Consider the following 25,745-nt stretch of genomic DNA (forward strand, 5'->3'; position numbering starts at 1 on the left):
TCATGAATGGTTCCAGTGATATTAGTAAAGCAAATGCTACTTTTGAAAACGAAAATCGCGAGCTAGATATTGTGTCGCTGTATCCGAAAGACATGAATATTTACGGCGACTACGGCAATGTGCTTACGATTATGCGCCGAGCGGAATTGTACGGTTACAAGCCCGTGCTTCACGAGTACAATGTTGGTGATTTATGGCCAGAGCGCGTGGATATGATTCTTGGCGGCGGTGGTCAAGATCATGGTCAAAGCAGAGTCACTAAAGATTTATTTGCGCGCGCGGATGCGATTCGAGGGCTTGCAAAAGCTGGCGTTCCAATGCTTATGATTTGCGGGCTATACCAGCTTTTTGGCGAGTATTTTGAAACCGTTGAAGGCCAAAAGCTTCAAGGAATTGGAATACTTGGCGAGCATACGGTTGGTCAAGACGTGCGCATGATTGGAAATTTAGTAGAGCATAGTGCCGATTTTGGCGATATTGTGGGCTACGAGAACCATTCTGGGCGCACAAGCTTGGAGAGTGGTACGCAGCCGCTTGGCTCTGTTGATGGTGAAAATTGCGGAAATAATGGCAAAGACCACACGGAAGGCGCTAGAAAATACAACGTTATCGGCACTTATATGCACGGCTCAGTTTTGCCAAAAAATCCGCGTTTGGCTGACTTTTTAATTCGTACTGCTGTACAAAATCGTTACGGTGAATTTGCTCCAAGGCAGACTGATTCTCAACGCGCGGAGCTTGCGAAACTAGACGAATTAGCAGACCGCGCTCGCAAAGTGGCCATAACTCGTCCGCGGTAAATACACATAGGCGTATACGTGATTTAGTAGAAATTTGATTAATTATTTTATTTTATGCGCATAGTGTGTATAATCTTTTTATGAGATACAAAGAGATTGAAAAACGTCTTAAGAAGGACGGCTGGATACTTTTTGCACAGCGTGGAAGTCATTGCCAATTCGTGCATAAAACTAAAACGGGTAAAGTCACAGTACCTAAACATCCAGGTGATATTAACACATCAGTTGTTAAGTCAATCTGGCGTCAGGCGGGAATTAATGAAACAAAGGTGAAATGATGAAATTAGCGTATCCTGTTATTCTTACTCCATACGAAGATAATAGCGGAGGTTTTGTTGCAGAAGTCCCTGATTTGCCAGGGTGTGTAACTGGAGGCAGTAACCTTGCGGATGCTTTGATTATGGCAGAAGATGCAGCAAGTGGATGGGTTCTTACAGAACTCGAAAGTGGTAAGACTGCGCCAAAAGCTAGTGATATTAGTGATATTGTTATAGAAAATCCTAATTCAAAGTTGTCTATGGTTGCGCTTGATATGGATTCCTATGCTGCAAAATACGGTTCTCATGCAGTTCGTAAAAATGTTACTGTTCCAGCTTGGCTTGACACTTGGGCACAAAAAGCTGGCATCAGCTACAGTGGTACTTTGCGCGATGCTTTAGAAGCTTTATATGCTAAAGGAGCTGTGAATAAAGCTTAGTTGTATTAGTAGTTATATTATCTGATTTGTGATGCAGCATCGCATTAATCAATTAATACAAACACAAAAGCCTGCTGAAAGTTGCAAAGTGTTGCAAATCAGCAGGCTATTTTGTAGTTTTTAGATTCTAGCTTTAGATTCTAGCTTTTGTTTGATTTAGTTAGTGACTATTACTAGTAACTATTAGTCAATCAAACCATACAAACGATCGCCAGCGTCGCCAAGACCTGGAACAATATAAGCTTTGTCGTTCAAATGCTCGTCAACAGCGCAAACAACAACCTTAAAGTCAATAGAAGGATCAATCTCCTTCTCCAGGCGTTCCAAGCCCTCTGGGGCCGCCAAAATGTTAATAGCAGTAACATCCTTAGCGCCGCGCTCAGCCAAGTAATGTGTAGCAGCAACTAAAGTGCCACCCGTGGCAAGCATTGGGTCAAGAAGGAAGCACTGACGACCAGTCAAATCTTCTGGCAAACGGTTGGCATAAGTGACAATATCGAGCGTCTGCTCGTCGCGCTTCATGCCAAGGAATCCAACCTCAGCAGTTGGAAGAAGGCGAGTCATGCCGTCGAGCATGCCGAGACCAGCGCGCAAAACCGGCACAACCATTGGACGTGGGCGGTTTAAATGCTTGCCAGTCATCTTGCAAATAGGAGTTTCAATCTCGCGATCGCTAACTTCCAAATTGCGGGTTGCTTCGTAAGCTTCGAGGGTTACCAATTCGGAAACCAACTCGCGGAAAATATTAGATGGTGTATTCTTATCTCGCAAAACGGTGAGCTTATGGTCCACCAGCGGATGATGTAAAACATGAAGATCCATACCTTCTAGATTAGTGCAAGCATTGCACGTTAAGCTAGCGGCGTGCCGTTATTTTTGCGCAAAATATAAACAAATGTTAGTAAAAATATATTTTATTTAAACTTATCTAGCAAAATCTAAAATCTAAAATTCAAAACAGAAACGATACTGACTTGCGAAAGCGCCTGTCGGCGCAAACGCCGCTCGCAGCGGCAAAAAATGGAGCCCGGGGCTTAAACACAAGCCAGCATCATTTTGAGTATACCTTGTTTTCTGTTTTCACGCGCCGCACAATTTTAATCGAAAATAATTTATTCTAACTTTCCTGCTCGCCACAATTTTGCTCCATGAGCAAAAGATAGTGAAAGCGCGTGCATATTTGCGGATATGTGCAAAACCTTTGCAATTTTTTGCGTGTGTATTGTATTTGCTTGCTCGTCTAACTTTTTTGCGTAAACTCGCATTCCGCGCGCAATAATCGAAGTAAAAGCTGAAGATCGGTAAAGTGCTACAGCAAAATCGCCTGTAAAAGCGCCGGAAAGAATAGAGTCTGCAAGTCGCGCAATATCTTCTCCGGTAGGAGTCTCATCAATTCCTGTAATAGCTGATGCACTTGTAGTTTCAGGCTCGCCAAGACTCCAGTACTCAGCGTAAGCTTCGCGCTGTTTTCGTAAAGACATGCGCAGTAAATACAGTCGCCACAACATTCCAGGAAGAGACTCAGCCTCCGCGTGACTCCACAAATCTGCAATAACTTCAATGCCTTCATTTTCAACCAAATTCAGCACGCGCTCAACAATTTCCGGCGATTGCGTTTTATGAACGCGGTTAAGCAGGACGGCGGAGGAAGTGTGGCTAATTTCGTTTACAACATGCGGATCCGTGCCTCCTTCAATCTGCGCGAGCATTGCAGGATCCATTTGTGCAGGTCGGCTTGGGCGGGCAGAGCCAGTGGGGCTTGGCATAAAAGCAGATCTGCTTGAATGAATGGAACTCGATTGCGAATTTAAACTAGTAGACACTTGGAGTAACCTTTTCAATATCAATAATACGAGCGCCTTTAGGAGTGTTAATAATGTGCAAAACTACGGCACTTCCAGTTGGCATGTAAGGTGATTTTTGGCTGAGTATGCGCTTGTGTGCTCTAGGTTTTGTTATTTCGCGCAAATAATCGAAGAAAGTGCCAATAATTGGGCGGTGCAAGCACATGACTGTTGCGTTGTTTGCTGCGATTGCGTTGCTAGCTGCGCTTGTATTTTGTGCGTTACTCTCAAGATTTTGTATTTCTTTTATAAGCACAGATAACGTAGATTTTGGCTGTTTCTCGTGATGATCTTCAGTAAGTTCCGCAACCTGTTCTATAGGAAGTGAAGAATCGCGCGAAAAAGCCGCAACCGTTTCTAAACAACGCTTCCAAGGTGACGATATGATTTTATTCGGCGCGTAACATGCAAGTTCGCGGCCTAGAGCGTATGAAGCGGCAGCGCCCAGAGGTGTGATTGGTCGAGTTGCTTCGCTTCCTTGCCAAGTTTTTCGAGACTCAGCTTTCCCGTGACGCACCAAAAGCAGCGTGCTATATTCTCCTTGGATTGCGTGGAGCTTTTCTAAGAAAGCGTCCAGTACTTCGCGGTCGCTATCGTGAGTAAGTTTTTTGCGCGCTTTAGAAGGAGTAAGCCATAAAACATTGCCTATTTCAGTGGGTTTCGCCGGCTTAATTGGTCCGAAAGCAGGAAGACGCTTTGCTGCAGCCGGCTTGTCAATTAATCGCATCATCCAGTAGTGGATTCGCTTTATTACTTCTGGCTGGGGATTGCAGCTTCGGTTGCTATTTGATGTGTTGCTCTTGGAAGATTTTTTGCCTTCGCGCTCAAGGGGATACTCTATTTTGGCAATGTGCGGACCAAGTGTGACTGAATACCCTGTTTCTTCTCCAACTTCGCGCACGGCTGTGTGACGATGTGATTCGTTCGGCTCATTCTTTCCTTTTGGCCAGCTCCAATCGTCATATTTAGGACGGTAAACAAGGCAAAGCTCAAAATCATCGTAGCTAGGCTTTATTGCATTGAGTGGCTTTCTTGGAATGCTGCCTAGTTTTGCCTCTTCGCCTGCGTTTGAACTGTTTGTACTATCGCGCAAGCGGTAGATAATTCCGCCAGCTGCTTCAACATATTGCGTCGTTACTGCACTCATATTCACTATTTTAGCGGTTTTCTTTCGCAAATTTTAGTTGTGCCGTAATCTTTTACTTTTGACGCATTCGTAACAGTGCCGAAAGTGCCGTTATTTTTTGCCACTCCATAAATTATCATAAAACTGGCAAATTGCAGCGTAAAAAACTTCCCAAAACTGGCAAATAATATTGTAGAAGATTTGGCTGCTGGAACGCTTGAGATTTAGCCAGATCATAAGGGTTAATAAACACAACAAGAGCCAGAAACATATTACTGAATCCGGCTCTTGCTTATCGTTTATTAGTTACTTGCGCTTAGTTCGCACCGCGAGGCTTGCGCGTGTGAGTGTGAATTAAGTAAGCCTGGCTGTCTACGAGCGGACGACCTTCCTTATCGCGAGAATGCAAGGTATACGTGCCGTCTCCATCCATCCACCACGAAACAGTAGAATCAGCCATCTGCAAATCAATGTATTGAAGCAACGCTTCAACCTGATCTGGTGCACTTATGCGAACCAGTGTTTCAACGCGGCGGTCAAGATTGCGGTGCATTAAATCAGCCGAGCCAATCCACACTTCTGGGCCGCTTGCAGGGCCGTCACCAATTTGCGGACCGCAAGAGTTAGCAAAAGCGTAAATGCGGCTGTGCTCAAGGAATCTGCCAAGAATAGAGCGAACGCGAATATTGTCGCTCAAACCTTCAATGCCAGGCTTCAGTGAGCAAATTCCACGCTCAACAATATCAATCTTTACTCCAGCTTGAGAAGCTCGATACAATGCGTCAATAGTCTGCTCATCAACCACAGAATTGACCTTAATCTTAATCCACGCTTCCTTGCCAGCAAGAGCTGCAGCCTCCTCACGGCGAATGCGAGCAATAATGCCAGTGCGAACTGTGCGAGGAGCTACAAGCAAACGGTGGAAACTCGACTTTGGCGCGTAACCAGAAAGCTGATTAAACAAGCGAGTCAAATCCTGACCAACTACAGGATCGCAAGTAAGCAATCCCAAATCCGTGTAAAGGCGAGCAGTCTTAGGATTGTAATTACCTGTGCCAACGTGGCAGTATCTGCGCAACCCTTCTGCTTCTTGACGAACCACGAGCGAAAGCTTGCAGTGAGTCTTTAAGCCAACAATGCCATACACAACGTGAACGCCTGCACGTTCGAGCTTGCGTGCCCAAGCAATATTTGCATCCTCGTCAAATCGCGCCTTAATCTCAACAAGAGCAAGCACCTGCTTTCCAGCATGAGCTGCGTCAACAAGAGCGTCAATAATTGGCGAATTGCTAGATGTACGATACAAAGTCTGCTTAATTGCAAGCACTTTTGGATCTGCAGCAGCCTGCGCGAGGAATGCTTGCACAGAAGTAGAGAACGAATCGTAAGGATGATGAAGCAAAATATCATGCTCGCGAATCGAGGCGAAAATATCTTGCGCGTGGCTAGTTTCAACTTCCGCAATCTGACGGTTCGTAGTAGGAATAAACGGACGATACTTCAAATCAGGGCGATCAAGCGCCTGCAACTCAAACAGTACAGTCATATCAAGCGGCGAAGGCAAGCGATATACTTCCTCGGGACTTACGCGAAGCTGATTTGCAAGCAACTGAGAAAGGAATGGGCTGGCTTCGTTAGAAATCTCCAAACGAATTGGCGGTCCAAAACGACGTCGAAGAAGTTCCTTCTCCATAGCGTTGAGCAGATTTTCTGCGTCGTCTTCTTCAACGTCAATGTCCTCGTTACGCGTAACGCGGAAGGAGCGGGCTTCTTTAATAATCATGCCTGGGAAAAGCGATTCCAAGTGTGCTGCAATCAGCTTTTCCATAGTAATGAAGCCGTAACGCTCTTCGCGACCTTCTTCGTCTGTTAAATCGTCAACTGGTACAAGGCGATTCAAATTATCTGGAATTTTTACGCGCGCAAAATGCGACTTTCCAGAATTTGGATTTTCGACGATAACAGCCAAGTTAATAGACTTGCCGGAAATGTACGGGAACGGGTGAGCAGGATCCACTGCAAGAGGCGTAAGAACAGGGAACACTTGCTTTTTGTAGTAATCAGACAAACGAGCTTTTTCTGATTCTGTAAGTTTATCCCAGCTGAGCAAAACAATGCGCTGCTTTGCAAGCTCAGGAAGAATATGCTCAATAACATAGTGAGCGTGCTCATCTTGGCGACGGTGAGTGACCTCACTAATAGCACGCAACTGCTGGCGAGGGCTTAAGCCGGATGCTGCAGTTACTGCTATGCCAGAATCGATTCGGCGCTTCAAGCCTGCAACTCGAACCATAAAGAATTCGTCGAGATTTGACGCAAAGATAGCAGCAAAATTAGCGCGTTCAAGTAGCGGCAAATCGGTATTTTGTGCCAACTCAAGCACGCGACGATTGAACTTCAACCAGCTTAACTCGCGGTCAAAGAAACGATCTTTTGGTAACGGTAGCTCGCCCTCACGAGCTTCACGCTTTTCTGCTTTTTCATCTTCGGCGATGTGTTCGGCAATTTGACCGCGCAGTATCGCCTTTGAGGGAGCGTCAAAAATCTGTACCATACTCTGTAATTGTATGCGCTGTAAGGGAAGTGCGCGAATGAGTGTCGAGTGATTCGACACGCCGGCATTTGTTCAATTCGAACGTAAACGCACATGATAACCTTTGCATATTCACAAAAGTGTGCAATAGCTACGATTTTTTCAGTGCAATTGAACAGTATTGACAATATGTTAACAAATGCTATTTTGAGCTTTACTATTAGGTGAAAAACGATGATAATAATAATTACAAAAACAAAAAAGAGATAGCGGTAACCCACAAAAGTGTATGGATATAGAATCCGTGTACGTTGGACGGGATATTTAAGACTTTAACCGTTGCAACGAGGATGTTGTGAAGATGAAACCGCAAATATTGTTTTTGTAAATGAGAGGCTCGCCAAAGTGGCGGGCCTCTTTTGATGTGGGGGGCGATTTTACTGCTTACTCAGACTGTCGCACGCATAAGGGAAACTATCAAAGAATAATTGTTGGAATTCATTTTCTTAGCTTCTTTGAAAATGAGTATATATTGTGTTCCATGCTATGCTAATCGCAATTGCGAGTTGTTGGACGATTGTTAAGCGACGAGTCGTTATTTATACGCGTGATTACGTGTGCGGAGTTTGAAACAGGTAAGAAGGATCGAAGGACCATGCAATATTCGTTTATGACGAAGTTGGCTGCAGAATTTATTGGCACTGCTATTCTTATGATTTTTGGAAACGGTGCTGTTGCAAATGTTGAATTAAAAAATACTAAAGGACACCATGCTGGTTGGTTAAATATTGCCATGGGCTACGGTTTTGGCGTGATGTTCCCAGTGCTAATGTTCGGAGGAATTTCCGAAGCGCATATCAATCCTGCTATGACGATTGCGCAAGCTGCAAATGGAATGTTTGAGTGGCAAAACGTTGCGCCTTATATTGTAGCTCAGCTTTTGGGTGCGTTGGTTGGACAGCTTATTGTGTACGTAACGTATTTGCCGCACTACAACGAGACTGAGGAGCCAGAAGCAATTCTTGGTACGTTCTGCACTACGGATGCCTATAATAACAAGCTTAACTACTTCCTCAATGAGTTCTTTGGCACACTCGTGCTTGTTTTGGCAGCTCTTTGCTGCCTTGAATCTCCATGGGGTAAGGCGAATTTGGCCGGTGCGTCAATCGTAGTCGGCTTCGTTGTTTGGGGTTTGGTGACTTCTATGGGCGGCCCAACTGGTCCTGCTTTGAATCCTGCGCGTGATCTTATGCCGCGTTTGCTTCACGCAATTTTGCCAATTCCACACAAGGGATCTTCTCGCTGGGGTGAAGCGTGGATTCCAGTTGTTGCTCCTACGGCTGGCGCAATTTTGGGTGTGCTTATGTATAAGTCGTTATTTGCATAAAACATTTGCTTTTAACTGTGATTGATTACGGTTGATTGCGGTTGATCGCGATTGTAAGAAGCGCGTAATGCTAGTATGAATGCGTTACGCGCTTTTTATTTTGCAAGTTTATGTTTTGCAAGTTTATGCTTATTAATTAATAAAGATATTAAGAAAGACGAAATAATGTTTTCAAAGTCAACTATTGCCATTGGTCGTTTTGCGCCAACTCCTTCTGGGCGTATGCATATTGGAAACATGGTAGCAATGTTGGCCGCTTGGCTTTCTGCGAAATCGCAGGGTGGTCAAATGCTTTTGCGTTTGGAAGATCTCGATATTGCTAGAATGCCGAAAGGCGCGAGTGAGCAAATTATTGAAGATCTAAAATGGGCTGGTTTTGATTGGGTTGGAGAACCTACTTATCAGCATGAGCGTATCGCAATCTACCAAGAAGCTCTTGAATCTCTAGAATCTTTGCAAGACGACGACGGAAATTCGTTAATTTACCCTTGTTTTTGCTCGCGTTCCGATATTCGCGCGATTGCAGCTCCGCAAGAAGGCGATGGTTTTATACGCTACCCGGGTACGTGCAGAAATCTTCGCAAAACTGCGGAAGGTTTGGTGCAAATCGAAAAGCGTTTGCAAAATAATCAGCAACATTCCTTAAGGCTTGCTGTTCCACCGGCTGATTTAAGCCAAGCAAATGTGAGTTTTATAGATGCGATTTTTGGCGCGCAATCTTTTAACATTGACCGCGATTTAGGTGACATGGTTATTCGTCGAGCGGATGGCGTTTTCTCTTACCAGCTTGCGGTTGTTGTTGACGATGTTTTGAGCGGAGTAAATGATATTGTGCGTGGCCGCGATTTGCTTCGTTCAGCAGCGCTTCAAATTTGGATTGGCGAGTTGCTTGAAAAGTCGGGATTTTTTGCGGCTCACGGCGTGCGTTATGCGCAGACAAAATTCGCACATTTGCCGCTAATTGATAACGCTCAAGGCGAGCGGCTCGCAAAAAGCAAGCATTCGCTAGACGTCGGTGCGCTTCGTGAATCTGGCTGGAGCGCTGAGAGTATGATTGGCTACTGCATGTATCTTTTGGGATACAAAAAGCCTGGGCAAAATCAGCCGGTAGATATGAGTGCTGCCGATGCGCTTGCGTTATTTGAAAGCGACGAAACGCCGTGGGATTCTGTTCGCGCAAACCTAGCCGACAAATCCGTGCCCTTCCTTGACTAATGTATTTCACTGCATATAATTGCATATATTATTTGCCAATATTTGACGGCAACATATATTGGCATGTAATGTTGTGTGCATGGATCAATATGAAGAGCCAATTATTTTGCCATCAGCTTTGAAGCATGGGGTTTCAGAAAACGACATACTTCATGCGTATCGAGAATCAAGAGGTCCTGTGGATGTAAATTATGATAGAAATCCACCAACAATAATGTATGTGGGACCAGGAGTTTCTGGCGCTGTTTGGTACGAGATTGGCACAGCAAGAAGACGTGGATTTCCGCAAGAACTTATAGTTCACGCGATGAAAGCAAGAAAAGGATATTTGGAAAAGGAAGGGTTGAAATGAAATTTAGTGAACTGAGTAAAGAAGAGCAAAAAGATCTTGCGGAATATGGCGAGATTATTTCAAAAGAAATGGAAGCAAAATCGGAACCAGATCTAGGAGATCCAACTTTGGATTCTCGCTGGGATCCATCTCGTGAATTGAGCAGATTGAATTATCGCCGTCACGCAATTGAAAAAGAGATAAACAACGCTGTGTACAAAAGTCGCAAAAATGGTCAGTCTTGGAATACAATAGGTCGGGCACTTGGAGTTACCGCAGAAGCTGCACGTCGTAAATATAGTGATAAAATTCCTCAATTAGTGTGACTGTTTTTATGAGATTAGATTGGGGCAATAAATGGCATATATGACGCAAAAAGATTTAGCGAATACTGAGGTCGATTGTGTTCGTGCGCGTCAAATTGCCGACGGCGTGCACAGCGTGCAAGACGCCATTGCTCAAGCCGAATCGCATTATGGTCGCAAAGCTGAGTCGGTTACACTGCTTGCCGCAACTAAAACGCGAGATGCTGGCGAAATCATGGCAGCGCTCAGAGCAGGAGTGCGAGTAATTGGGGAAAATCGCCCACAAGAAATCGTTGCAAAAGCCGAGATTTTACGCGCACAAGCTGCTAGAGAAGGTTTAAGCGTTGGTGTGAACGGCGAAATTCCGCTCTACTTAATCGGTCAACTGCAAAGCAATAAAATAAACAAAGTTTTACCACTTGCAAATGGTATTCAGTCGGTTGACGGCATTGAACTTGCGCAAAAAATATCTGCTCGAGCGCAAAATTTGGGACTTTGCGTAGACGTTATGCTGGAAGTGAACGTTTCTGGAGAAGCTACAAAATCGGGGTGTGCGCCAGAACGTGCGATTGACGAAGCGCTCGCTATATCTAGTCTGCCGTCGCTTAATTTGCGCGGATTTATGACGCTCGGAGCGCGCGTGAATGATGAAAAAATAGTAAGACGTGGTTTCGCAGCATTGCGAGAAATTAGAGATTGTGTAGGTGGGCAACTCGCGCAAGACTCTGAAAAATTAGAGCTTTCGATGGGAATGTCCGGCGATTTTGCGTGGGCGATTGCCGAAGGCTCTACTATGGTTCGAATCGGTTCGGCAATCTTTGGCCCGCGCGCATTTGTGTAGTTTTAAGTCAAATTGATGATTTTAGTTACGCATGCACAATCACATTGCGCAGCGAGCCAATACCATCTACGTGCACAATCGCTTCGTCACCAGCGCGTAAAGTTCCAGCTGGGTATGGAGTTCCTGTCAAAATCACATCTCCTGGAAGAAGCGTTGAGAAGCTTGAAATTGCAGCAATTTGCTCAGGAATACTGTGAATAAGTCGAGCTGTAGTGCCGTCGGCTTCTGGCACATTTTCACCATTAAGCGTAAATGAAATATGTGCATCGCGCCAATTTAGCTCGGTTGTAATCCAAGGTCCAAGTGGGCAAGAAGTGTCGAAACCTTTTGCGCGCGTCCACATTGGGTCGCTTCCTGCGCAATCTCGTAAAGTTACGTCATTTACGCAAGTAAAGCCAAAAACGTAGTTCATTGCGGTAGCTGCAGTCACATTTTTGGCGATTTTGCCCATAACAACTGCCACTTCTGGCTCAAAATTCATGTCGTTTGAGTAAGCAGGAATCACAATCGGATCGTCCGGACCAATTACAGAAGTGCTCGGCTTTGTAAAAATAACCATATCTGCGGCGGTATGCGAAGAAGCCGCAGGAGAAGTAGCGCGCTCGTCATCGGAACGCGTATCGTAATTTTTTGCCAATCCGTAAACTTTTGAAGGAATTACAGGCACAAGCAAGCGCACGCCATCCGCATCCAACGCGTAACGTTTACCAGTTGGCTTAACTCCTTGCGGGCTTAAAGGATGCCCTTCAAGCGCTACTAAATAATCTTTACCGTCGGTTTCGTCTTTTGAACGAAAGCGTATTGCGGAACTTCATTATACGAAAAACGTGCAATTCTCATGCTTTTAAGATTACGACATATTTGCTACTTAATTAAGCATTGCTTGATACTTAACTAAACTTTGCTTGCTGCTTAATTAAATTATTTGCGTAAATTATTTGCGATTGAAAGTTCTTGAAAATAAAACTTGAGTCTAGTACACTCAAGTTTTAGGAATAAAGTTATAGGAAAATCTGTTATACGTATCAGATACATGAAAGTGAAAGCTCGTTAGAACTCGAAAGTATCGTCAAAAAGCTTGAAATTGCAGCGAGAGTTGCAATAAAAGTTGCAATAAAAGTTGCAGCGATTTGACTTAACTGAAGTGTGTTTTAGAGCTTTCGTGGAAATGAGGTAGATATGGAACAAAAGTTTACAACATTAGCGCAAGACGCATTAAGTGATGCTGTGCAAAGTGCAGCGGCTGCTGGCAATGCGCAAGTTGACACTTTGCATTTGGCGGATGCCTTACTTCGCCAAGAGCAGGGCGTCGTTCGCGCGCTTATTGCTCAGGCGGGGGCGGACGCGCAACAAATCGGTTCTGAAATTCGTAACGCATTAGTGGCATTGCCTTCATCTACTGGTTCAACTACAACTAAGCCAGATGCAAGTCGTCAGCTTTTGGCTGCGCTAAGCCAGGCAGAAAAAGAAATGCGCGCAATGGGAGACGAATACGTTTCTACGGAGCACATGCTTATCGGCATGGTTGCAAGCGAACCAAACTCTGTTGCGGATATTTTCAAAAAGCACAACGTTTCCGCAGACGTGTTGCGTAAGGTTGTGCCAACTGTGCGCGGTGGCGCAAAAGTTACGAGTCCGGATGCTGAAGGCAACTACAAAGCGCTCGAAAAGTATTCTGTTGATATGACTGCGCGCGCTCGCGAAGGAAAGCTCGACCCAGTAATTGGACGAGACCAGGAAATTCGCCGCGTGATTCAGATTCTTTCTCGCCGCACGAAGAACAATCCTGTGCTAATTGGAGAGCCGGGCGTTGGTAAAACGGCAGTTGTAGAAGGATTGGCTCAGCGAATCGTTGCAGGAGATGTGCCTACGACTTTGCAAAACAAGCGTCTTATCAGTCTCGATTTGGCTTCGATGGTTGCAGGTTCGAAGTATCGCGGCGAGTTTGAGGAACGCTTAAAGGCAGTGTTGAAGGAAATTCAGCAATCGGACGGTCAAATTATTACGTTTATTGATGAGATTCATACTGTTGTTGGAGCAGGATCTGCAGAAGGTTCAATGGATGCTGGCAATATGCTTAAGCCAATGCTTGCGCGCGGTGAGCTGCGCTTGGTTGGCGCAACTACGCTTAACGAGTATCGTGAGCATATTGAAAAGGATTCTGCGCTTGAACGCAGATTCCAGCAAGTGTTTGTTGGCGAGCCGTCTGTTGAAGATACTGTGACGATTTTGCGCGGACTTAAGCAACGTTACGAAGCACACCACAAGGTGACTATTAGTGACGATGCAATCGTAGCCGCAGCAACGCTTTCAAACCGCTATATTACTGGCAGACAGCTTCCAGATAAGGCGATTGATTTGGTGGATGAAGCGGCAGCTCACTTGCGTATGGAACTTGATTCACAGCCAGAAGAGATCGACGAATTGCAGCGCAAAGTTACGCGTCTTGAAATGGAAGAAATGCAATTAAAGAAGGCGGAAGATGCTGCTGCACGCGAACGCTTAGAAAAGTTGCAGGAAGAATTAGCAAACTCGCGCGAAAAGCTTACTGGATTGAAAGCGCGTTGGGATGCGGAAAAGGCTGGCCATAACAAGGTTGGTGATTTGCGAGCGCAACTCGACGCTAAGCGCGTAGAAGCCGACAAATTCACGCGCGAAGGCAACTTGGAACAAGCAAGCCGTATTTTGTATGGCGAAATCCCAAGCATTCAAAAAGCTTTGGAAGAAGCGGAGTCCGAGGCCTCTAACGCTAAGAGTGAAGCGAAAGAGCCAATGGTTCCGGATCAGGTTGATGCTGATTCTATTGCTGGAGTCGTTAGCGAATGGACGGGCATTCCTGTTGGTCGCTTGATGCAAGGCGAAAATGAGAAGCTGCTCAACATGGAAAAAGAGCTTTCTAAGCGCGTTGTTGGCCAAAGCGAAGCAATCCAGGCTATAGCGGATGCTGTGCGCAGAAGTCGTGCTGGAATTGCAGACCCTAATCGCCCAACTGGTTCCTTCTTGTTCTTGGGTCCTACTGGCGTTGGTAAGACGGAGCTTGCTAAGGCTCTTGCCGACTTTTTGTTTGACGACGAGCGTGCAATGGTTCGCATTGATATGAGCGAGTACATGGAAAAGGCTTCCGTTTCGCGTCTAATCGGTGCTGCTCCTGGTTACATTGGCTACGAGGAAGGCGGCCAGCTTACTGAAGCTGTGCGTAGACGTCCGTATTCTGTAGTGCTTTTTGACGAAGTTGAGAAGGCGCATCCAGAAGTATTCGACGTTTTGTTGCAGGTTTTGGATGATGGTCGTTTGACTGACGGTCAGGGTAGAACGGTTGATTTTACGAATACGATTTTGATTATGACATCAAACTTGGGTTCGCAATTCCTTGTGCAAGAGGGCTTGGATGATGCTGCTAAACGCAAGGCTGTTATGAACGCTGTTCACGCTGAGTTTAAGCCAGAGTTCATTAACCGTTTGGATGAGCTTGTTATGTTCCATCCGTTGAGCCGCGAAGAGCTTGGCGGAATTGTGGATATTCAAGTTCGTCAAGTGGCTGCACGCTTGAGCGACCGCCGCATTAGCTTGGATGTGAGTGATTCTGCTCGCGCTTGGCTTGCGGAGCATGGCTATGATCCAGTTTACGGTGCTCGTCCGTTGCGTAGATTGGTTCAAACGGAAATTGGCGATCAGCTTGCGCGATTGCTGCTTTCTGGCAAGGTGCATGATGGCGCTCACGTAGTTGCGGATTGCGCAGAGAGCGACGACCATGTAACTCTCAAGATTGCGTAATCTATGCATTATTTAATGTAGTCAAATAATGTAGTCAAATAAAACAAAGCGTGCTGTTTATTGGATTATTTTCCAGTAGACGGCACGCTATTTTTGTATCTGAATAAAAAATATTTGTAGAATGAACTTGAAATAAAAAGGTGGATTTCCCCCTTAATTTTTCTAGTTATTGCTGATAATTGGCATTATCGGATATGCGTATCTTTTAAAATTTTAATTGCTTTTTGTAAAAATCTATTTTTTTATATTGAATTATTATAAAATGCGTGTATGTATTCAAGGCTGAATACGTTATGAAGCAGATTGAAAATGGAGATACGAATATGTTCGCAAAGGAAGGATTTGCAGTAGTTGCGCTTTCTACTATTGTTTATGCTATGCCAATGTCAGCTTATGCTCAGATGAGTGGTTCTGTAGTTGGAATAGACAGAGAAAATATACGAAGTTGTAGGTAAGTAGTTTAGTTATTAAGTGGTGAGATATGCAAGAATCATATATGGGCTCAGATGTGCAACTTGTTAATGTGAATTTTTCGTATGGGAAAAAACAAATTTTGCATAATCTTTCTATAGATTTATCTTTTGGCATATGTGGTCTTTTGGGGCCAAATGGTGCTGGGAAAACTACTCTTCTTAACGTTATAGCGACTATTTATGCTCCCTCTAGTGGGAAACTTTTTGTGCATGGCCTTGACGTAACTTGTCGTGCGGAAAGGGCTAAAGCTCGGTCAAATATTGGTTATTTGCCACAATCATTTGAACTTATGAATGCATCGAGTGTGTTAAAAAATGTTCAATATGCCGCATGGGCGCGAGGTTTATCGTGGAGTGCTGCGTATCAAGCTGCTTGGAATGCTCTCAAACAGGTTGGCTTGGAAAAACAAGCACATCGCATAGTTGCTAAAATATCAGGAGGTCAGCGTCAGCGTGCTGGTATTGCTTGTGTGATTGCTAGTCAGCCTGCAGTACTAATACTTGATGAGCCTACTGTTGGTTTAGATCCTGAGCAGCGTATTGATATTCGTAATTTTCTTAAGTCTTATTCGCAAAAGCATACTGTTATTGTCAGTACACATTTAGTAGAAGATTTAGCAGTAATTGCGGATCGGGTTATAGTTCTTAATGAAGGAATTATATTGCTTGATGGGAAAATGGATAATCTTCTTCAATATGCTAATCGTGAAGATCTTATGGTAACTCCATGGGAATCAGGGTATAGGCATTTGCTATCTAAATTTCATAAAAATTAGTAGTAGCAGTAACTAGATATGTATAGTTTCTTATTTCGTTAATGTGGTAGCAAGTAGGGATGTGATTAAATATGCGTCAATATTCTAACTTTTTAACTGAATTCAGATTTTTTACGAAAAATCATAAGAAGTGCACAATTGTTTCACATATTATGTCCCCATTATCTCTAATAAGCAGTTGTATTTTTAGCTTATTTTTGATTGCATATCCTGTTTTTTTGGGTGTGGCAAATTTTTTAGCGCATAATAATAATTATGCGCTTTGGTTAAGAATTGATGTCACGTGGATGCATTGTTTGTCTGATATTGTTGCTTGCATTTTTGGCGCATGGTGTTCGTGTAAAGCTTGCTCGCCTAGATGTTTGGTTAATCCTGCGTGGTGTGCAGGAAAATCAGCCAGTCGTTACGCTATTCCTATACTAAAAGGCGCTATACTGTGCAGTTTGTTATATTGCGTAAGTATATTGCCAACAGTAATTCAGAGTGATGTAAATATTACAAATTTCCCGTATTTTCCACTATTATGTGGAGGCGTGACGCCAAGTGCATTTTTTGCAATTGGTTTTACTTTAGGAGTAATTATTGGCAATCGTTGGGCAATTGTATTCTCAGCTTTATTATCTTTTGCAATAATTTGGTGCTGTATTTATGGCGTCATTATAATGCGTAATGGCACCATACCTCAAGGAGATATTTTTCCTAGATATTGGGGTAGTAGTTTATACGCAATACTTCCAGTGTCGGACGCTGGTATCGGCGCCGAGCCTGGTTTGCGAATGAACCCATGGTTGGTGGGTTTGCGCACGTTCTTTGTGTGTGTTGTTATCGTTTCATGTATTCTTTGTTGCGCGCATATTAGATATTTTTGGCAAAAGGGATCTTATTGGCGTATAAAAGCAATAAGTATTTCTTTAATTATGCCAATAGTATGTGCTTGTTGTATAGCTATGTGGGGTCCAAAACCTTGGATTCGCTCTGGACCTTTTGTGCCTCAGTGTACGACGTTTAAAGATACTGCTTTTTCTGTTTGTGTACATCCTGAAGAAGCTTATATTCGTAAACTTCGTGCTGTTAAACATTTGAAAACTGTTGCTTCTTGGTTTCCTAAGAATCAGAGAGATTCGCAAGGCAAAGGAATTGTGCTTGTACTGGGGAATGCGTTTACTCCAACAAATACTGAAAAATCTTGGAATCTTACTAATAGTGGTTTAATAAAGTTACGTAATCTTAAAGCTACTGTTATTCAACAACAAACAGATACATTTGTTAGGCGTTCTGAGAAATATGGTGATATGACTGGTATCGCTCAAGAAGTGTTACAAAGATTTGTGCCTGCAAAATGTGCATCAAGTGCTATGAAAGAAGTATATGTAAAAAAGAATCTTGATTCAAACGCTTCTGTTACAGCATTTTTGCTTGCTCAGCTTCCTTCTCGTATAAGTAATGATGTGTATGGGTCATATGGATTTATTCCAGGTGAAGCAAACGATAAAGTGGCTATGAGTATTAATAATGCTGATGATGCTAAGCTGAAACAATTTGTAAAAAATCATGTTAAAGAACTTAATCAATGCCTCATAACTCCACAACAAGTCTTATCGGAACTTGGTGATAAGCATGAAAAATAATTTTCGCGCTTGGCTTGAAGGTAGGCATTATATTGTTGCAATCGTTGCAATTTTATTGTCCGTAGTCCTTCCCTCTTTAATGTTTGTTATATTCAGATCATTTGTAACGCAGTTGCCAGTTTATGTTGGTTATATTTGTTTGCCAGATTCTGCTAATGTGCATAATGCGGTAGAAGGTATAACGTTCCAATGTCAATCTGGTAGTAGTGCTGTTAATTTTGTTGTTACTCTGTATGAAGTTATTGTAGTTGGGTTTATTACCGCGGCATTCGTTTGTCTTGCTCCGATTATGGTATCGTGGGAACGTTTCGTGATGAAAAGGCTGCGAATATATGCATTGAGTGCTGCTTTATTGTGTTTGTTTGTTTCATTCGGCGCTTCAGTGTTAATTGTTCGTATAATTGACTTGCAGTTATTGAGTACATTGCAGATGATTTTAGGTAATGCTTGGATTGATATTGTGCTAATAATGATTGGATTAGCCTGTTTTGGAAGGTTTTACGGCCTTGCATTTGGTGTCTTTTTAGCGGTGATGAACATTGCCACACAAGGTTTGCAAAGTAAAATTGGATTGATTTTGCGATGGTATCCTTCTGGAACTTTGCCTGCAATTCCTGGACAATCCATATTGTTATACGTCATTGTTGTGCTTACTATAATTGCAGTTTGCCTATGGAGCGGCACGTGTGGACGTGGATTGCTTTATTTTGAACGCGCTTAAAAGACGTGTCTAATTATATTTCAAAAGTCAACTCAATAGTGTTTAATAGAACGTATGTTCGATAATATTGTGATGCTTGTTTTAATGGTGGCTGCTGTAGCAATAACCGCTGTTATTGTGCTGGCTATTGTTAAGCACAACTCTGGAACGCAAGGCACTAATGGCGTAAACCAACGCGAATTTAACGAATTGCGCTCGCAGTATGAACAAGCGCGCGCTCAAGCGCAAGAAAATGGCAATCAGGCTATACGATATCGCACACAAGCAGAGCAGCTTGCTGAGCGATTAAAGTTTGTTGAAGCAGAACTTGCTAAGGCGCAGCAAGCAGAACAATTGCGAGTGAATCGCGAAGAGCAATTGCGTGCAGAGCGAGAAGAACGCGAACGATTAAATCGTGAGAAGACTTTGAAAGAGCAAGGTAAAGTCTTGGAAGCGCTTGCTCCAGTAAAAGACAATCTTGAAGCTCTGAAGAATAAAGTTTCGCAGATTGAAGAAGGACGCAAGCAAGAAATGGGTGTGCTGAGCACTCAGCTTAAAGGCTTAAGCGAGCAGCAAACAAGGCTTGACCGCGAAACAAGTTCGCTTTCTGCAGCATTGCGAAATAACAAGGTTCGCGGAGCTTGGGGCGAGGCTCAGCTAAAGAATATTGTGGAATCCGCAGGCTTGCTTGAACATGTTGATTTTGATACGCAGGTTGTTGTAACTGGAGTAAATGGTGAGCAGCAGAGACCAGATATGGTTGTGCATCTGCCAGGAGGCAAAACAATTCCAGTTGATGCAAAAGTTCCATATGCGGATTATCAGCGCGCTTGCGAAATACCAGATAATGCAAGTGACGAAGAATTAGCTAGAAGAAGTGAGCTTCTAAAAGCGCACGCTAAGGCTTTGCGAGAACACGTTAGAGTATTGGGAGCTAAAGCATATTGGCAGGCTTTTGAAACAGCACCAGATTTTGTAGTTGCATTTATTCCAAACGAAGCGTTGCTTCAGGCGGCTCTTGAAGCGGACCCAACGCTTATGGATGATGCTTTTGCGCAAAAAGTAGCACTCACTTCCCCAGTTACTTTGTGGGCTGTGCTTAAGTCTGTTGCGTACGCATGGCAGCAGCAAAGTCTTACAGATGATGCAAAAGAACTTTTCGATTTATCTCGAGAATTGTACGATCGCTTTGCAGTTCTTGGAGAAAATGCTTCAAAACTTGGCGTATCTTTGGCAAGAACGGTTGCAGCTTACAATAAGTTTGCTTCCTCGCTTGAGTCGCGAGTGTTGGTAACAGCGCGTAAACTTCAGAAGTTAGATCAAAGTAAAGTTATTGCTTCAATAGATCTTATAGATTCTGATAAAGCTGATGTTAAAGAGCTGAGCGCTCCGGAAGTATCAGTAGAAGATCGTTAAGCATAAAAACATCAAAGCATCAAAAATTGAACAACTCTAAACGCTAAGGAGTGTAATAATGACGGAATTACAAGAGGAACGCGCGGAACTTAAGCGCATGCTTTGTGCGGATATGAGTGCGAAACCATTTAGCGAACTGTTTTCTGTTACTTTTGCTCAGCGCGGCTCCAAGTTGGTTGGTGATGTTCTTTTTGATGCAATTGAGAAAGCTGGGTATTCGTTAGAACGCGATGTTGACGCTATTGGTGCGTTAACTGCTGCTGCAGTGCCGATGGTTTTTGCGCTTATTCATGCTGCAGAACGTAGAGGAATTGCACTCGACGGCTTCGTTATGGATTTTGTTTTCCCTGCAACAAAAGGCCCGTCTGTTAAAGGCAAGCGAGTATTGTTACTTGACTCTTGGCTTTCTGAAAAATCGTATGTTCAAACTTCTTCGCTTGTGACTTTACGACACGGCAATGAATTAAGTCTTGATTTTGGCATTGTTAATCAGCAAGGCGCGCAAATTCTTGCTATAGTTGCATTAATTGGTGGTGTTGACGCCGACGAACAAGGCACAAGGCATCTTCAATTAGTAAATCCAATAAGTGAGGAGAGTACTAAAATGGCATTTGTTCAAGCTTTCGATGAAGAAGAATTACGCGCAGATGCAGATCACGACGATTGCTGCAACGACAACTGCTGTGACGGTCATTGCGAGGTTAAATGCACAGGAGATTGCAAGCATGATGGTTGCACTGAGCCATGCTGTGAAGATAATTGCTGCGGTGGCCATTGCAAAGTAGAGTGCACGGGTGATTGTGCTCATGATGGTTGCACTGAGCCATGCTGTGAAGACAACTGCTGTGGCGGTCACTGCAAGTCAGGTTGCACAGGCGATTGCGCAACTGACGGCTGCCAAGACTAGCTGCAATTACTAGCTGCCAATACTAAACAAAAGTATTAAACGGAGCAAAACTCACACATGCACGAACCGAATCCAATTACTTTGGCTGCAAAAGCTTCCGATGAGCCAGAATTCCGACCTATAGGAGTTGGCCCATGGGAAGAAGAACACCCAGGTGAGCCTCGTCCAGATAATCCAGAATCGCCAAATTACGATGCGCGGTTTAGCACTGAATTACTAAACGAAGGCGACCAGCGTAACGTTCTAGATTGCTACCGATACTGGAAAGTAGAAGCCATAAAAGCGGATCTCGATTCTAAAGGCCGTCATGAGTTTGAAGTAGCTGTAGAAAATTGGACTCACGATTTCAACATAGGCTCTATGGTTCGCACTGCAAACGCATTTACAGCGAAAAAAGTGTATATCGTAGGGCCTCATAAATGGAATCGCAAAGGCTCGTTAATGACCGAGCTATACCAATACGTTGAATGCTGCCCAACTATTGAAACTCTAGTAACTAATTGGCGCGAAAATATGCTTAAAGAAGCAGAAGAAGCGCATCAACTTTTGCTTAAAGCACAAGCAGAAGGCAATAAAGAAGCCGAAAAAATCGCAAATATTAAGGAACAAGACGCTAAAAACGCTCGCGTTATAGCGCTCGATATTATTCCAGGCGCTGTTGCTATGGAAAACTACAAATTCCCTAAACGTTGCCTTATGCTTTTTGGTGCAGAAGGTCCAGGTCTTTCTAAAAAAGCACTAGAGATGGCGGATGACGTTGTTTACATTTCGCAATTCGGCTCTGTTCGCTCGCTAAACGCAGGAGCAGCCGCAGCTGTTTCCATGCACGCGTGGATTGCGCAACATGCAGCACCAAATTGCTGACACAAACTACAAACAAGCGAATATAAAAAACAATCGCAAACAAATACAAAACAAAAATCGCATTACAAAACGCAGCAGCCTGTACTCATAAACGCTTACATTTAATGTGTATTTTTTTTTTATTTGTGATACTGTTAAGCTATGTTAGAATTCCAACATATTACAAAGCGTTTCGGCGCAAAAACAGCGCTTAACGACGTTTCTTTCGTCGCTGAAGACGGTAAAGTCACGGGCTTTTTAGGCCCTAATGGCGCTGGTAAATCTACCACCATGCGTTGCGCGTTAAATCTTATTCATGCCAATAGCGGTACTTCTCTTATTGACGGAAAACCTTACGCAAAAATCGCATCCCCAATGACGGAAGTTGGCGCAGTTCTTGACGCAAAGTCTGCCCACAGAGGTCGTTCCGCATATAATCACTTGTACTCGCTCGCTTTAACTCACGGAATATCAAAAAAGCGCGTTGACGAAGTGATTGATATTACTGGTTTAACTAGCGTAAAAACTCGCAAAGCGGGATCCTTCTCACTCGGCATGAGCCAGCGTCTTTCGATTGCGGCGGCACTTTTAGCAGATCCGCACAATCTTATTTTGGACGAGCCAATTAACGGTTTGGATCCAGAAGGCGTTAAGTGGGTTCGCGAATTGTGCAAGTATTACGCAAGCCAAGGTCGAGCAATTCTGCTTAGTTCGCACTTGATGAGCGAAGTTGCGCTTACTGCAGATAACCTTGTGATTATTGCGCATGGCGAAATTTTGGAGCGCACAACAGTACAAGATTTTGTTGACGCACATTCTCAGCATGCTATACGTTTAGTAACGCCAGAAGGTGAAAAGCTAAAGTCTGTGCTTGTTCAGAATCATCCTGAATGCAAGATTTTGCCAGATAATCGCACGCCTCAAGACGTTCAAGAAGGCGAGCTACTCAGAATAACAGGTTGCGAGCTCAACCAGATTGCGCGCGAAATTGCGGATAATCAGATTTTGGTATATCAGCTGAATCAAGAGCATGCTTCGCTTGAGGAAGCATATTTGGCTCTTACGCACGGTCAAGAGCAGTACGTAACAAAAGCATTGCCAAATACTACTGCTGCGACTGGAACGCAATATGTAGATGGAAGGAGCGCAAAATGAGTGGGCAAATTGAACAAGCTGTTGAATATCCGGCGAGCAATTCTTACAAAACAGGCCGCAGCATGAACGCTCAGCACTTACGCCTTACATTTATGCACACGCTTAAATCTGAAATTGTTAAGCTGCGCGGACTTGCGTCTACGTGGTGGTGCATGGCATTAACAATTGTTTTGCCAGTAATTTTTAGTTTTATTATCGCGCTTGTGCAGAAAGCAATGTCTAAAGTTGACGTTCATAACAATGGTGCAGCTGGTAGCAAATCAAGTGCTGCGATTACCGTTGGGCCGAGCGATAAAAGTGATCTTATTGCATCTCAAGAAGGCATTTTCCGCTTAGTTATTAGCTTTGCTTCTATATCTTTGATTGTTTTGGCGATTTTTGCAGTGCTTGCTGTAACCGCGGAGCATTCTACAACTTCGATTCAGGCTTCTCTTACTGCTGTACCTCGAAGGGGTATGTTCTTTACGGCTAAATTTGTTGCGGTTGCAATCTACGTTTTTGTAGCCCAACTTATTGCAATGACAGTTTCGCTAGCTGCTGCAGAATTAGCTTTTATGGGAGATAACATTTCCGGATTATCGGGAAGCAACGTGTGGAAATTGCCGCTTACTCTGTTCCTTGGCTCTCCTGCAATTATGGTTGTTGTGTCAGCAATGGCCTACGGTTTTGGCATGATTTGCAAGTCAACTGCTGGCGGAATTATGTGCGTTATTGGAGCCGTGGTGATTCTGCAGACCATTGTTAGCATTATTATGCTTGCAAGCAATTTTGCGAAGTGGACTTCAATACTTATTCAGATTTTGCCAGGCAGTGCTGTAAGCCAATTCTTAGGAGCCTCCGCTAATTCTGGGCTGCAACTTCCACCAAACGCATATGTTTTCACATGGTGGCAGTCCGGTTTAGTGGTTCTCGCTTGGGGCGTAGTTATGTACGTAATTGGCTACGTAATTGAAAAGCATCGCGATATTTAAAATATCTAAATAATATTTCGCAAATAAAATAAATAATACAAATAAAATAAGGGCTTTATCTCGTAACTGGCTACAAGATAAAGCCCTTTGTTGTATTCATTTATCTTTAATTATAAATTAAATTATCTTATTAAATTATAAGAAATATCAGTCGTTCTTCACAGTTTCAGCAACGCGTGGCCACAAGGTTGTGCCCCAGTTCTTGATTGTGCGCTGGCGAACCAGTGGCAAATCAGAACGGTCATACACTGTGCGCCATGGTTCCCAAGCCAAGCCGGTCTTTTCAACGAGCTTGATGCGAAGATTGCGCACATTGCCCTTGAACTGAATAGTTGTGTTGAAGTGAGCTGTACGATACTTGCCATTGCCTTCCCAAGCGCGAGAACGCACGTAAGGAGTGCCGTCAATCTCGGTGCCGTACTCATCCCAGTAGATGTAGTAGCGAGCTACGTAAGCTCCACGGTGATCCAAAGTCAAGTAGCCGTCGCGGTAGGAAGAAACCTTGGTTTCAACGTAATCGCTATTGGTTTGCAAAGTTGCTACTTCGTTATCCTTGACGAAGGAAGTGGTGTAAGCAATTGGAACTGCTGGGCTGGAGGTGCTCAAATTTGCGCCTTCTTGAATCAAAGCCTTCAACGTGTCGATGTTGCCGGTAATAACCTTAGCTGCACCGTTTGCGCTGCCGCCGAGAATTACAGCAGTTACAGAAGTGTTCTGCAAAATGCGGTGGAACTCGGTATTTGGCTTGATTTCAACACCCTTGATTGCAGCTTCAACAGCAGCCTGGAAATCGGTGCTCTTGCTGCGGGTGTCGAACTTTACGTACATTGAACGGCCGTAAGCTACATTGGACACATATACTGGCGGACGCTTGCTGTCTACTCCGCGGCTCTTCAAGCTTTCTGGCGTAGTGCATGGTGCGAAGAAGTCAGCTGGGCTGTCTGGTGCATCAACGCTTACGGTGTAGTAGGTCTGCTTGAAGTTCACAATTTGAGTCTGCTTTTCGCCCTTGTGCACAGCGTCGAAATCAATCTTCAGCGGAACACCAATCTTGGCGAAATCAGCACCAAACTTTGCCTTGAGCTGGTTCATGCTTTGTGCGCTTGCAGAATCGTACTGCATGCGAGCTGCAACATGATGGCTTGCAGCGTACTGTGCATTCCACTTGGAAACTAAGCCATTCACTGCGGAAGTTACAGAGCTCTTGGTTGGGCGCTGAACAGTTACAGCACTTTCGCCGCCGTGGAAGCCTGGCAAATCAACGCTCAACGTGATTGGAGCGCGGTTTGCGGAAATCAGGCTTGGCATATTGTCCATCAAATTCTTATCAGCGCGGAAAAGAGCACCTGGGTATACGCGATCATCGTTGGCGGAAGTAACCGACAAGTTTGAAGTTGTATTTGTGATGTTCTTCTTCTGATGCTCAACAACAACGAATTCATCGCCCTTGTTGAAGCTATCGCTAGAGAATTTGTTGTCAATGGTTTCGCCATGACGGGCGAGAATGTTTGTTTTATCGTATTGCAAATCCCACAAATAATTATTCAACGAGTCCTTCTTGGCTGCGCAAGATGTGGCTGGTTCAGAATCCTTAGCGGAAGGAGCGGCCATTGCTGGTGCTGCTAAGCATTGTGGAATAATAGTTGCGCCCGCGAGCAACAACATTGCTGCATTACGGTAGAACTTTGAGTTCTTCATATGTGTCCTTCGATTTTTATTAGATTATTTTTATTAGATTATTTCGATGAGATGCTGAAATTCATATGCTTCAATGCATAACGTGCCTCAGTGCATTAGTTTTTAGCGTCTCACAAAACACGATTATTACACACTTTTTATTTATGCGATAATCTCTTAAAAAATTTTTTTATTTTTAAAACAAGAGTTTAAATATCGTTGAAATATCAACAATTTTTGGTTACGTCGTTTTTGCTTATGCGGCGTGTTGATATAGCAATTGCTGCAAATTTTGAAATTTTATATGCGTAATAATTTTGTGAAAACGCGCATGTGCAGTATGCGG

23 protein-coding genes and 1 pseudogene are annotated in these 25,745 nt (G+C 43.8%); 18 read left to right on the forward strand and 6 right to left on the reverse strand.

Annotation, left to right across the window (positions count from 1 at the left end; genetic code table 11):
- Positions 1–2: 2 nt before the first annotated feature.
- The 3 genes from HXT35_RS03765 (at position 3) to HXT35_RS03775 (ending at position 1,497) form a co-directional block, all read left to right on the forward strand.
- A complete protein-coding gene (locus tag HXT35_RS03765) occupies positions 3–800 on the forward strand; it encodes a type 1 glutamine amidotransferase (protein ID WP_004126419.1) in 798 nt (265 codons plus the stop codon).
- 80 nt (positions 801–880) lie between these two features.
- Positions 881–1,078 (forward strand): type II toxin-antitoxin system HicA family toxin, encoded by a 198-nt coding sequence (locus HXT35_RS03770; RefSeq protein ID WP_004126415.1) that lies wholly within the window; start codon positions 881–883, stop codon positions 1,076–1,078.
- Positions 1,078–1,497: a type II toxin-antitoxin system HicB family antitoxin gene (locus HXT35_RS03775; RefSeq protein WP_004126412.1), complete on the forward strand. Its 420-nt coding sequence runs from the start codon at positions 1,078–1,080 to the stop codon at positions 1,495–1,497. Before HXT35_RS03770 ends, HXT35_RS03775 begins: the two co-directional genes overlap by 1 nt.
- 183 nt (positions 1,498–1,680) lie before the next feature.
- Here HXT35_RS03775 and upp read toward each other — a convergent pair whose 3' ends face one another.
- From upp to HXT35_RS03795, 4 genes are all read right to left on the reverse strand, one after another.
- Positions 1,681–2,319 carry a uracil phosphoribosyltransferase gene (upp, locus tag HXT35_RS03780; protein ID WP_004126409.1) on the reverse strand — a complete coding sequence of 213 codons (639 nt, stop codon included), beginning with the start codon at positions 2,317–2,319 and terminating at the stop codon, positions 1,681–1,683.
- A gap of 290 nt (positions 2,320–2,609) precedes the next feature.
- Positions 2,610–3,263 carry a hypothetical protein gene (locus tag HXT35_RS03785; RefSeq protein WP_004126406.1) on the reverse strand — a complete coding sequence of 218 codons (654 nt, stop codon included), beginning with the start codon at positions 3,261–3,263 and terminating at the stop codon, positions 2,610–2,612.
- A 46-nt stretch (positions 3,264–3,309) separates the two neighbouring features.
- Positions 3,310–4,488 carry an NUDIX hydrolase gene (locus HXT35_RS03790; RefSeq protein WP_004126403.1) on the reverse strand — a complete coding sequence of 393 codons (1,179 nt, stop codon included), beginning with the start codon at positions 4,486–4,488 and terminating at the stop codon, positions 3,310–3,312.
- Between the two features lie 295 nt (positions 4,489–4,783).
- Positions 4,784–7,021 (reverse strand): RNA degradosome polyphosphate kinase, encoded by a 2,238-nt coding sequence (locus HXT35_RS03795; RefSeq protein ID WP_004126387.1) that lies wholly within the window; start codon positions 7,019–7,021, stop codon positions 4,784–4,786.
- A 634-nt stretch (positions 7,022–7,655) separates the two neighbouring features.
- On the opposite strand from HXT35_RS03795, the gene HXT35_RS03800 reads away from it, so the two are divergent.
- The 5 genes from HXT35_RS03800 (at position 7,656) to HXT35_RS03820 (ending at position 11,079) form a co-directional block, all read left to right on the forward strand.
- The gene (locus HXT35_RS03800) at positions 7,656–8,387 is read left to right on the forward strand and encodes an MIP/aquaporin family protein (RefSeq protein ID WP_004126384.1); all 732 of its coding nucleotides are present in this window, start codon (positions 7,656–7,658) and stop codon (positions 8,385–8,387) included.
- Positions 8,388–8,552: 165 nt separating this feature from the next.
- Positions 8,553–9,602, forward strand: a complete 1,050-nt coding sequence (locus tag HXT35_RS03805) for a glutamyl-Q tRNA(Asp) synthetase (RefSeq protein WP_032843368.1) — start codon at positions 8,553–8,555, stop codon at positions 9,600–9,602.
- Positions 9,603–9,660: 58 nt separating this feature from the next.
- Complete coding sequence (locus HXT35_RS03810; RefSeq protein ID WP_230455179.1) at positions 9,661–9,954, forward strand: hypothetical protein; 294 nt, start codon at positions 9,661–9,663, stop codon at positions 9,952–9,954.
- A complete protein-coding gene (locus tag HXT35_RS03815) occupies positions 9,951–10,259 on the forward strand; it encodes a hypothetical protein (RefSeq protein WP_004126374.1) in 309 nt (102 codons plus the stop codon). The genes HXT35_RS03810 and HXT35_RS03815 overlap by 4 nt, the downstream gene beginning before the upstream one ends.
- A gap of 31 nt (positions 10,260–10,290) precedes the next feature.
- Positions 10,291–11,079, forward strand: a complete 789-nt coding sequence (locus HXT35_RS03820) for a YggS family pyridoxal phosphate-dependent enzyme (RefSeq protein ID WP_004126370.1) — start codon at positions 10,291–10,293, stop codon at positions 11,077–11,079.
- A gap of 25 nt (positions 11,080–11,104) precedes the next feature.
- Here the strand turns inward: HXT35_RS03820 and HXT35_RS03825 are convergent.
- Positions 11,105–11,919, reverse strand: a pseudogene (locus HXT35_RS03825) (fumarylacetoacetate hydrolase family protein).
- Between the two features lie 339 nt (positions 11,920–12,258).
- On the opposite strand from HXT35_RS03825, the gene clpB reads away from it, so the two are divergent.
- From clpB to HXT35_RS03875, 10 genes are all read left to right on the forward strand, one after another.
- Positions 12,259–14,853 (forward strand): ATP-dependent chaperone ClpB, encoded by a 2,595-nt coding sequence (gene clpB / locus HXT35_RS03830; protein WP_004126363.1) that lies wholly within the window; start codon positions 12,259–12,261, stop codon positions 14,851–14,853.
- Positions 14,854–15,146: 293 nt separating this feature from the next.
- Entirely contained in the window at positions 15,147–15,308 is a 162-nt protein-coding gene (locus HXT35_RS03835; protein ID WP_004126360.1) for a hypothetical protein, read from the forward strand.
- A 26-nt stretch (positions 15,309–15,334) separates the two neighbouring features.
- Positions 15,335–16,102: an ABC transporter ATP-binding protein gene (locus HXT35_RS03840; RefSeq protein WP_421787879.1), complete on the forward strand. Its 768-nt coding sequence runs from the start codon at positions 15,335–15,337 to the stop codon at positions 16,100–16,102.
- Between the two features lie 71 nt (positions 16,103–16,173).
- On the forward strand, positions 16,174–17,730 hold the full coding sequence (locus tag HXT35_RS03845; RefSeq protein ID WP_421787881.1) for a hypothetical protein: 1,557 nt from the start codon (positions 16,174–16,176) through the stop codon (positions 17,728–17,730).
- Positions 17,720–18,451, forward strand: a complete 732-nt coding sequence (locus tag HXT35_RS03850) for a hypothetical protein (RefSeq protein ID WP_004133984.1) — start codon at positions 17,720–17,722, stop codon at positions 18,449–18,451. Before HXT35_RS03845 ends, HXT35_RS03850 begins: the two co-directional genes overlap by 11 nt.
- Positions 18,452–18,505: 54 nt before the next feature.
- Positions 18,506–19,846 (forward strand): DNA recombination protein RmuC, encoded by a 1,341-nt coding sequence (rmuC, locus tag HXT35_RS03855; protein ID WP_004133987.1) that lies wholly within the window; start codon positions 18,506–18,508, stop codon positions 19,844–19,846.
- Between the two features lie 58 nt (positions 19,847–19,904).
- Positions 19,905–20,753, forward strand: a complete 849-nt coding sequence (locus tag HXT35_RS03860; RefSeq protein ID WP_004133988.1) for a hypothetical protein — start codon at positions 19,905–19,907, stop codon at positions 20,751–20,753.
- 57 nt (positions 20,754–20,810) lie between these two features.
- Entirely contained in the window at positions 20,811–21,617 is an 807-nt protein-coding gene (locus tag HXT35_RS03865; RefSeq protein WP_004133989.1) for a TrmH family RNA methyltransferase, read from the forward strand.
- A gap of 141 nt (positions 21,618–21,758) precedes the next feature.
- Positions 21,759–22,751: an ATP-binding cassette domain-containing protein gene (locus tag HXT35_RS03870; protein WP_004133991.1), complete on the forward strand. Its 993-nt coding sequence runs from the start codon at positions 21,759–21,761 to the stop codon at positions 22,749–22,751.
- Entirely contained in the window at positions 22,748–23,722 is a 975-nt protein-coding gene (locus HXT35_RS03875; RefSeq protein ID WP_004133993.1) for an ABC transporter permease subunit, read from the forward strand. The genes HXT35_RS03870 and HXT35_RS03875 overlap by 4 nt, the downstream gene beginning before the upstream one ends.
- Positions 23,723–23,869: 147 nt before the next feature.
- Here the strand turns inward: HXT35_RS03875 and vly are convergent, their stop codons facing one another.
- Positions 23,870–25,420, reverse strand: coding sequence for a cholesterol-dependent cytolysin vaginolysin (gene vly, locus HXT35_RS03880; protein WP_004133995.1), 1,551 nt, complete (start codon positions 25,418–25,420; stop codon positions 23,870–23,872).
- Positions 25,421–25,745: the final 325 nt, after the last annotated feature.

Origin of the sequence: Gardnerella sp. DNF01141 (assembly GCF_049244255.1) — a bacterium.
GTDB lineage: Bacteria > Actinomycetota > Actinomycetes > Actinomycetales > Bifidobacteriaceae > Bifidobacterium > Bifidobacterium vaginale_E.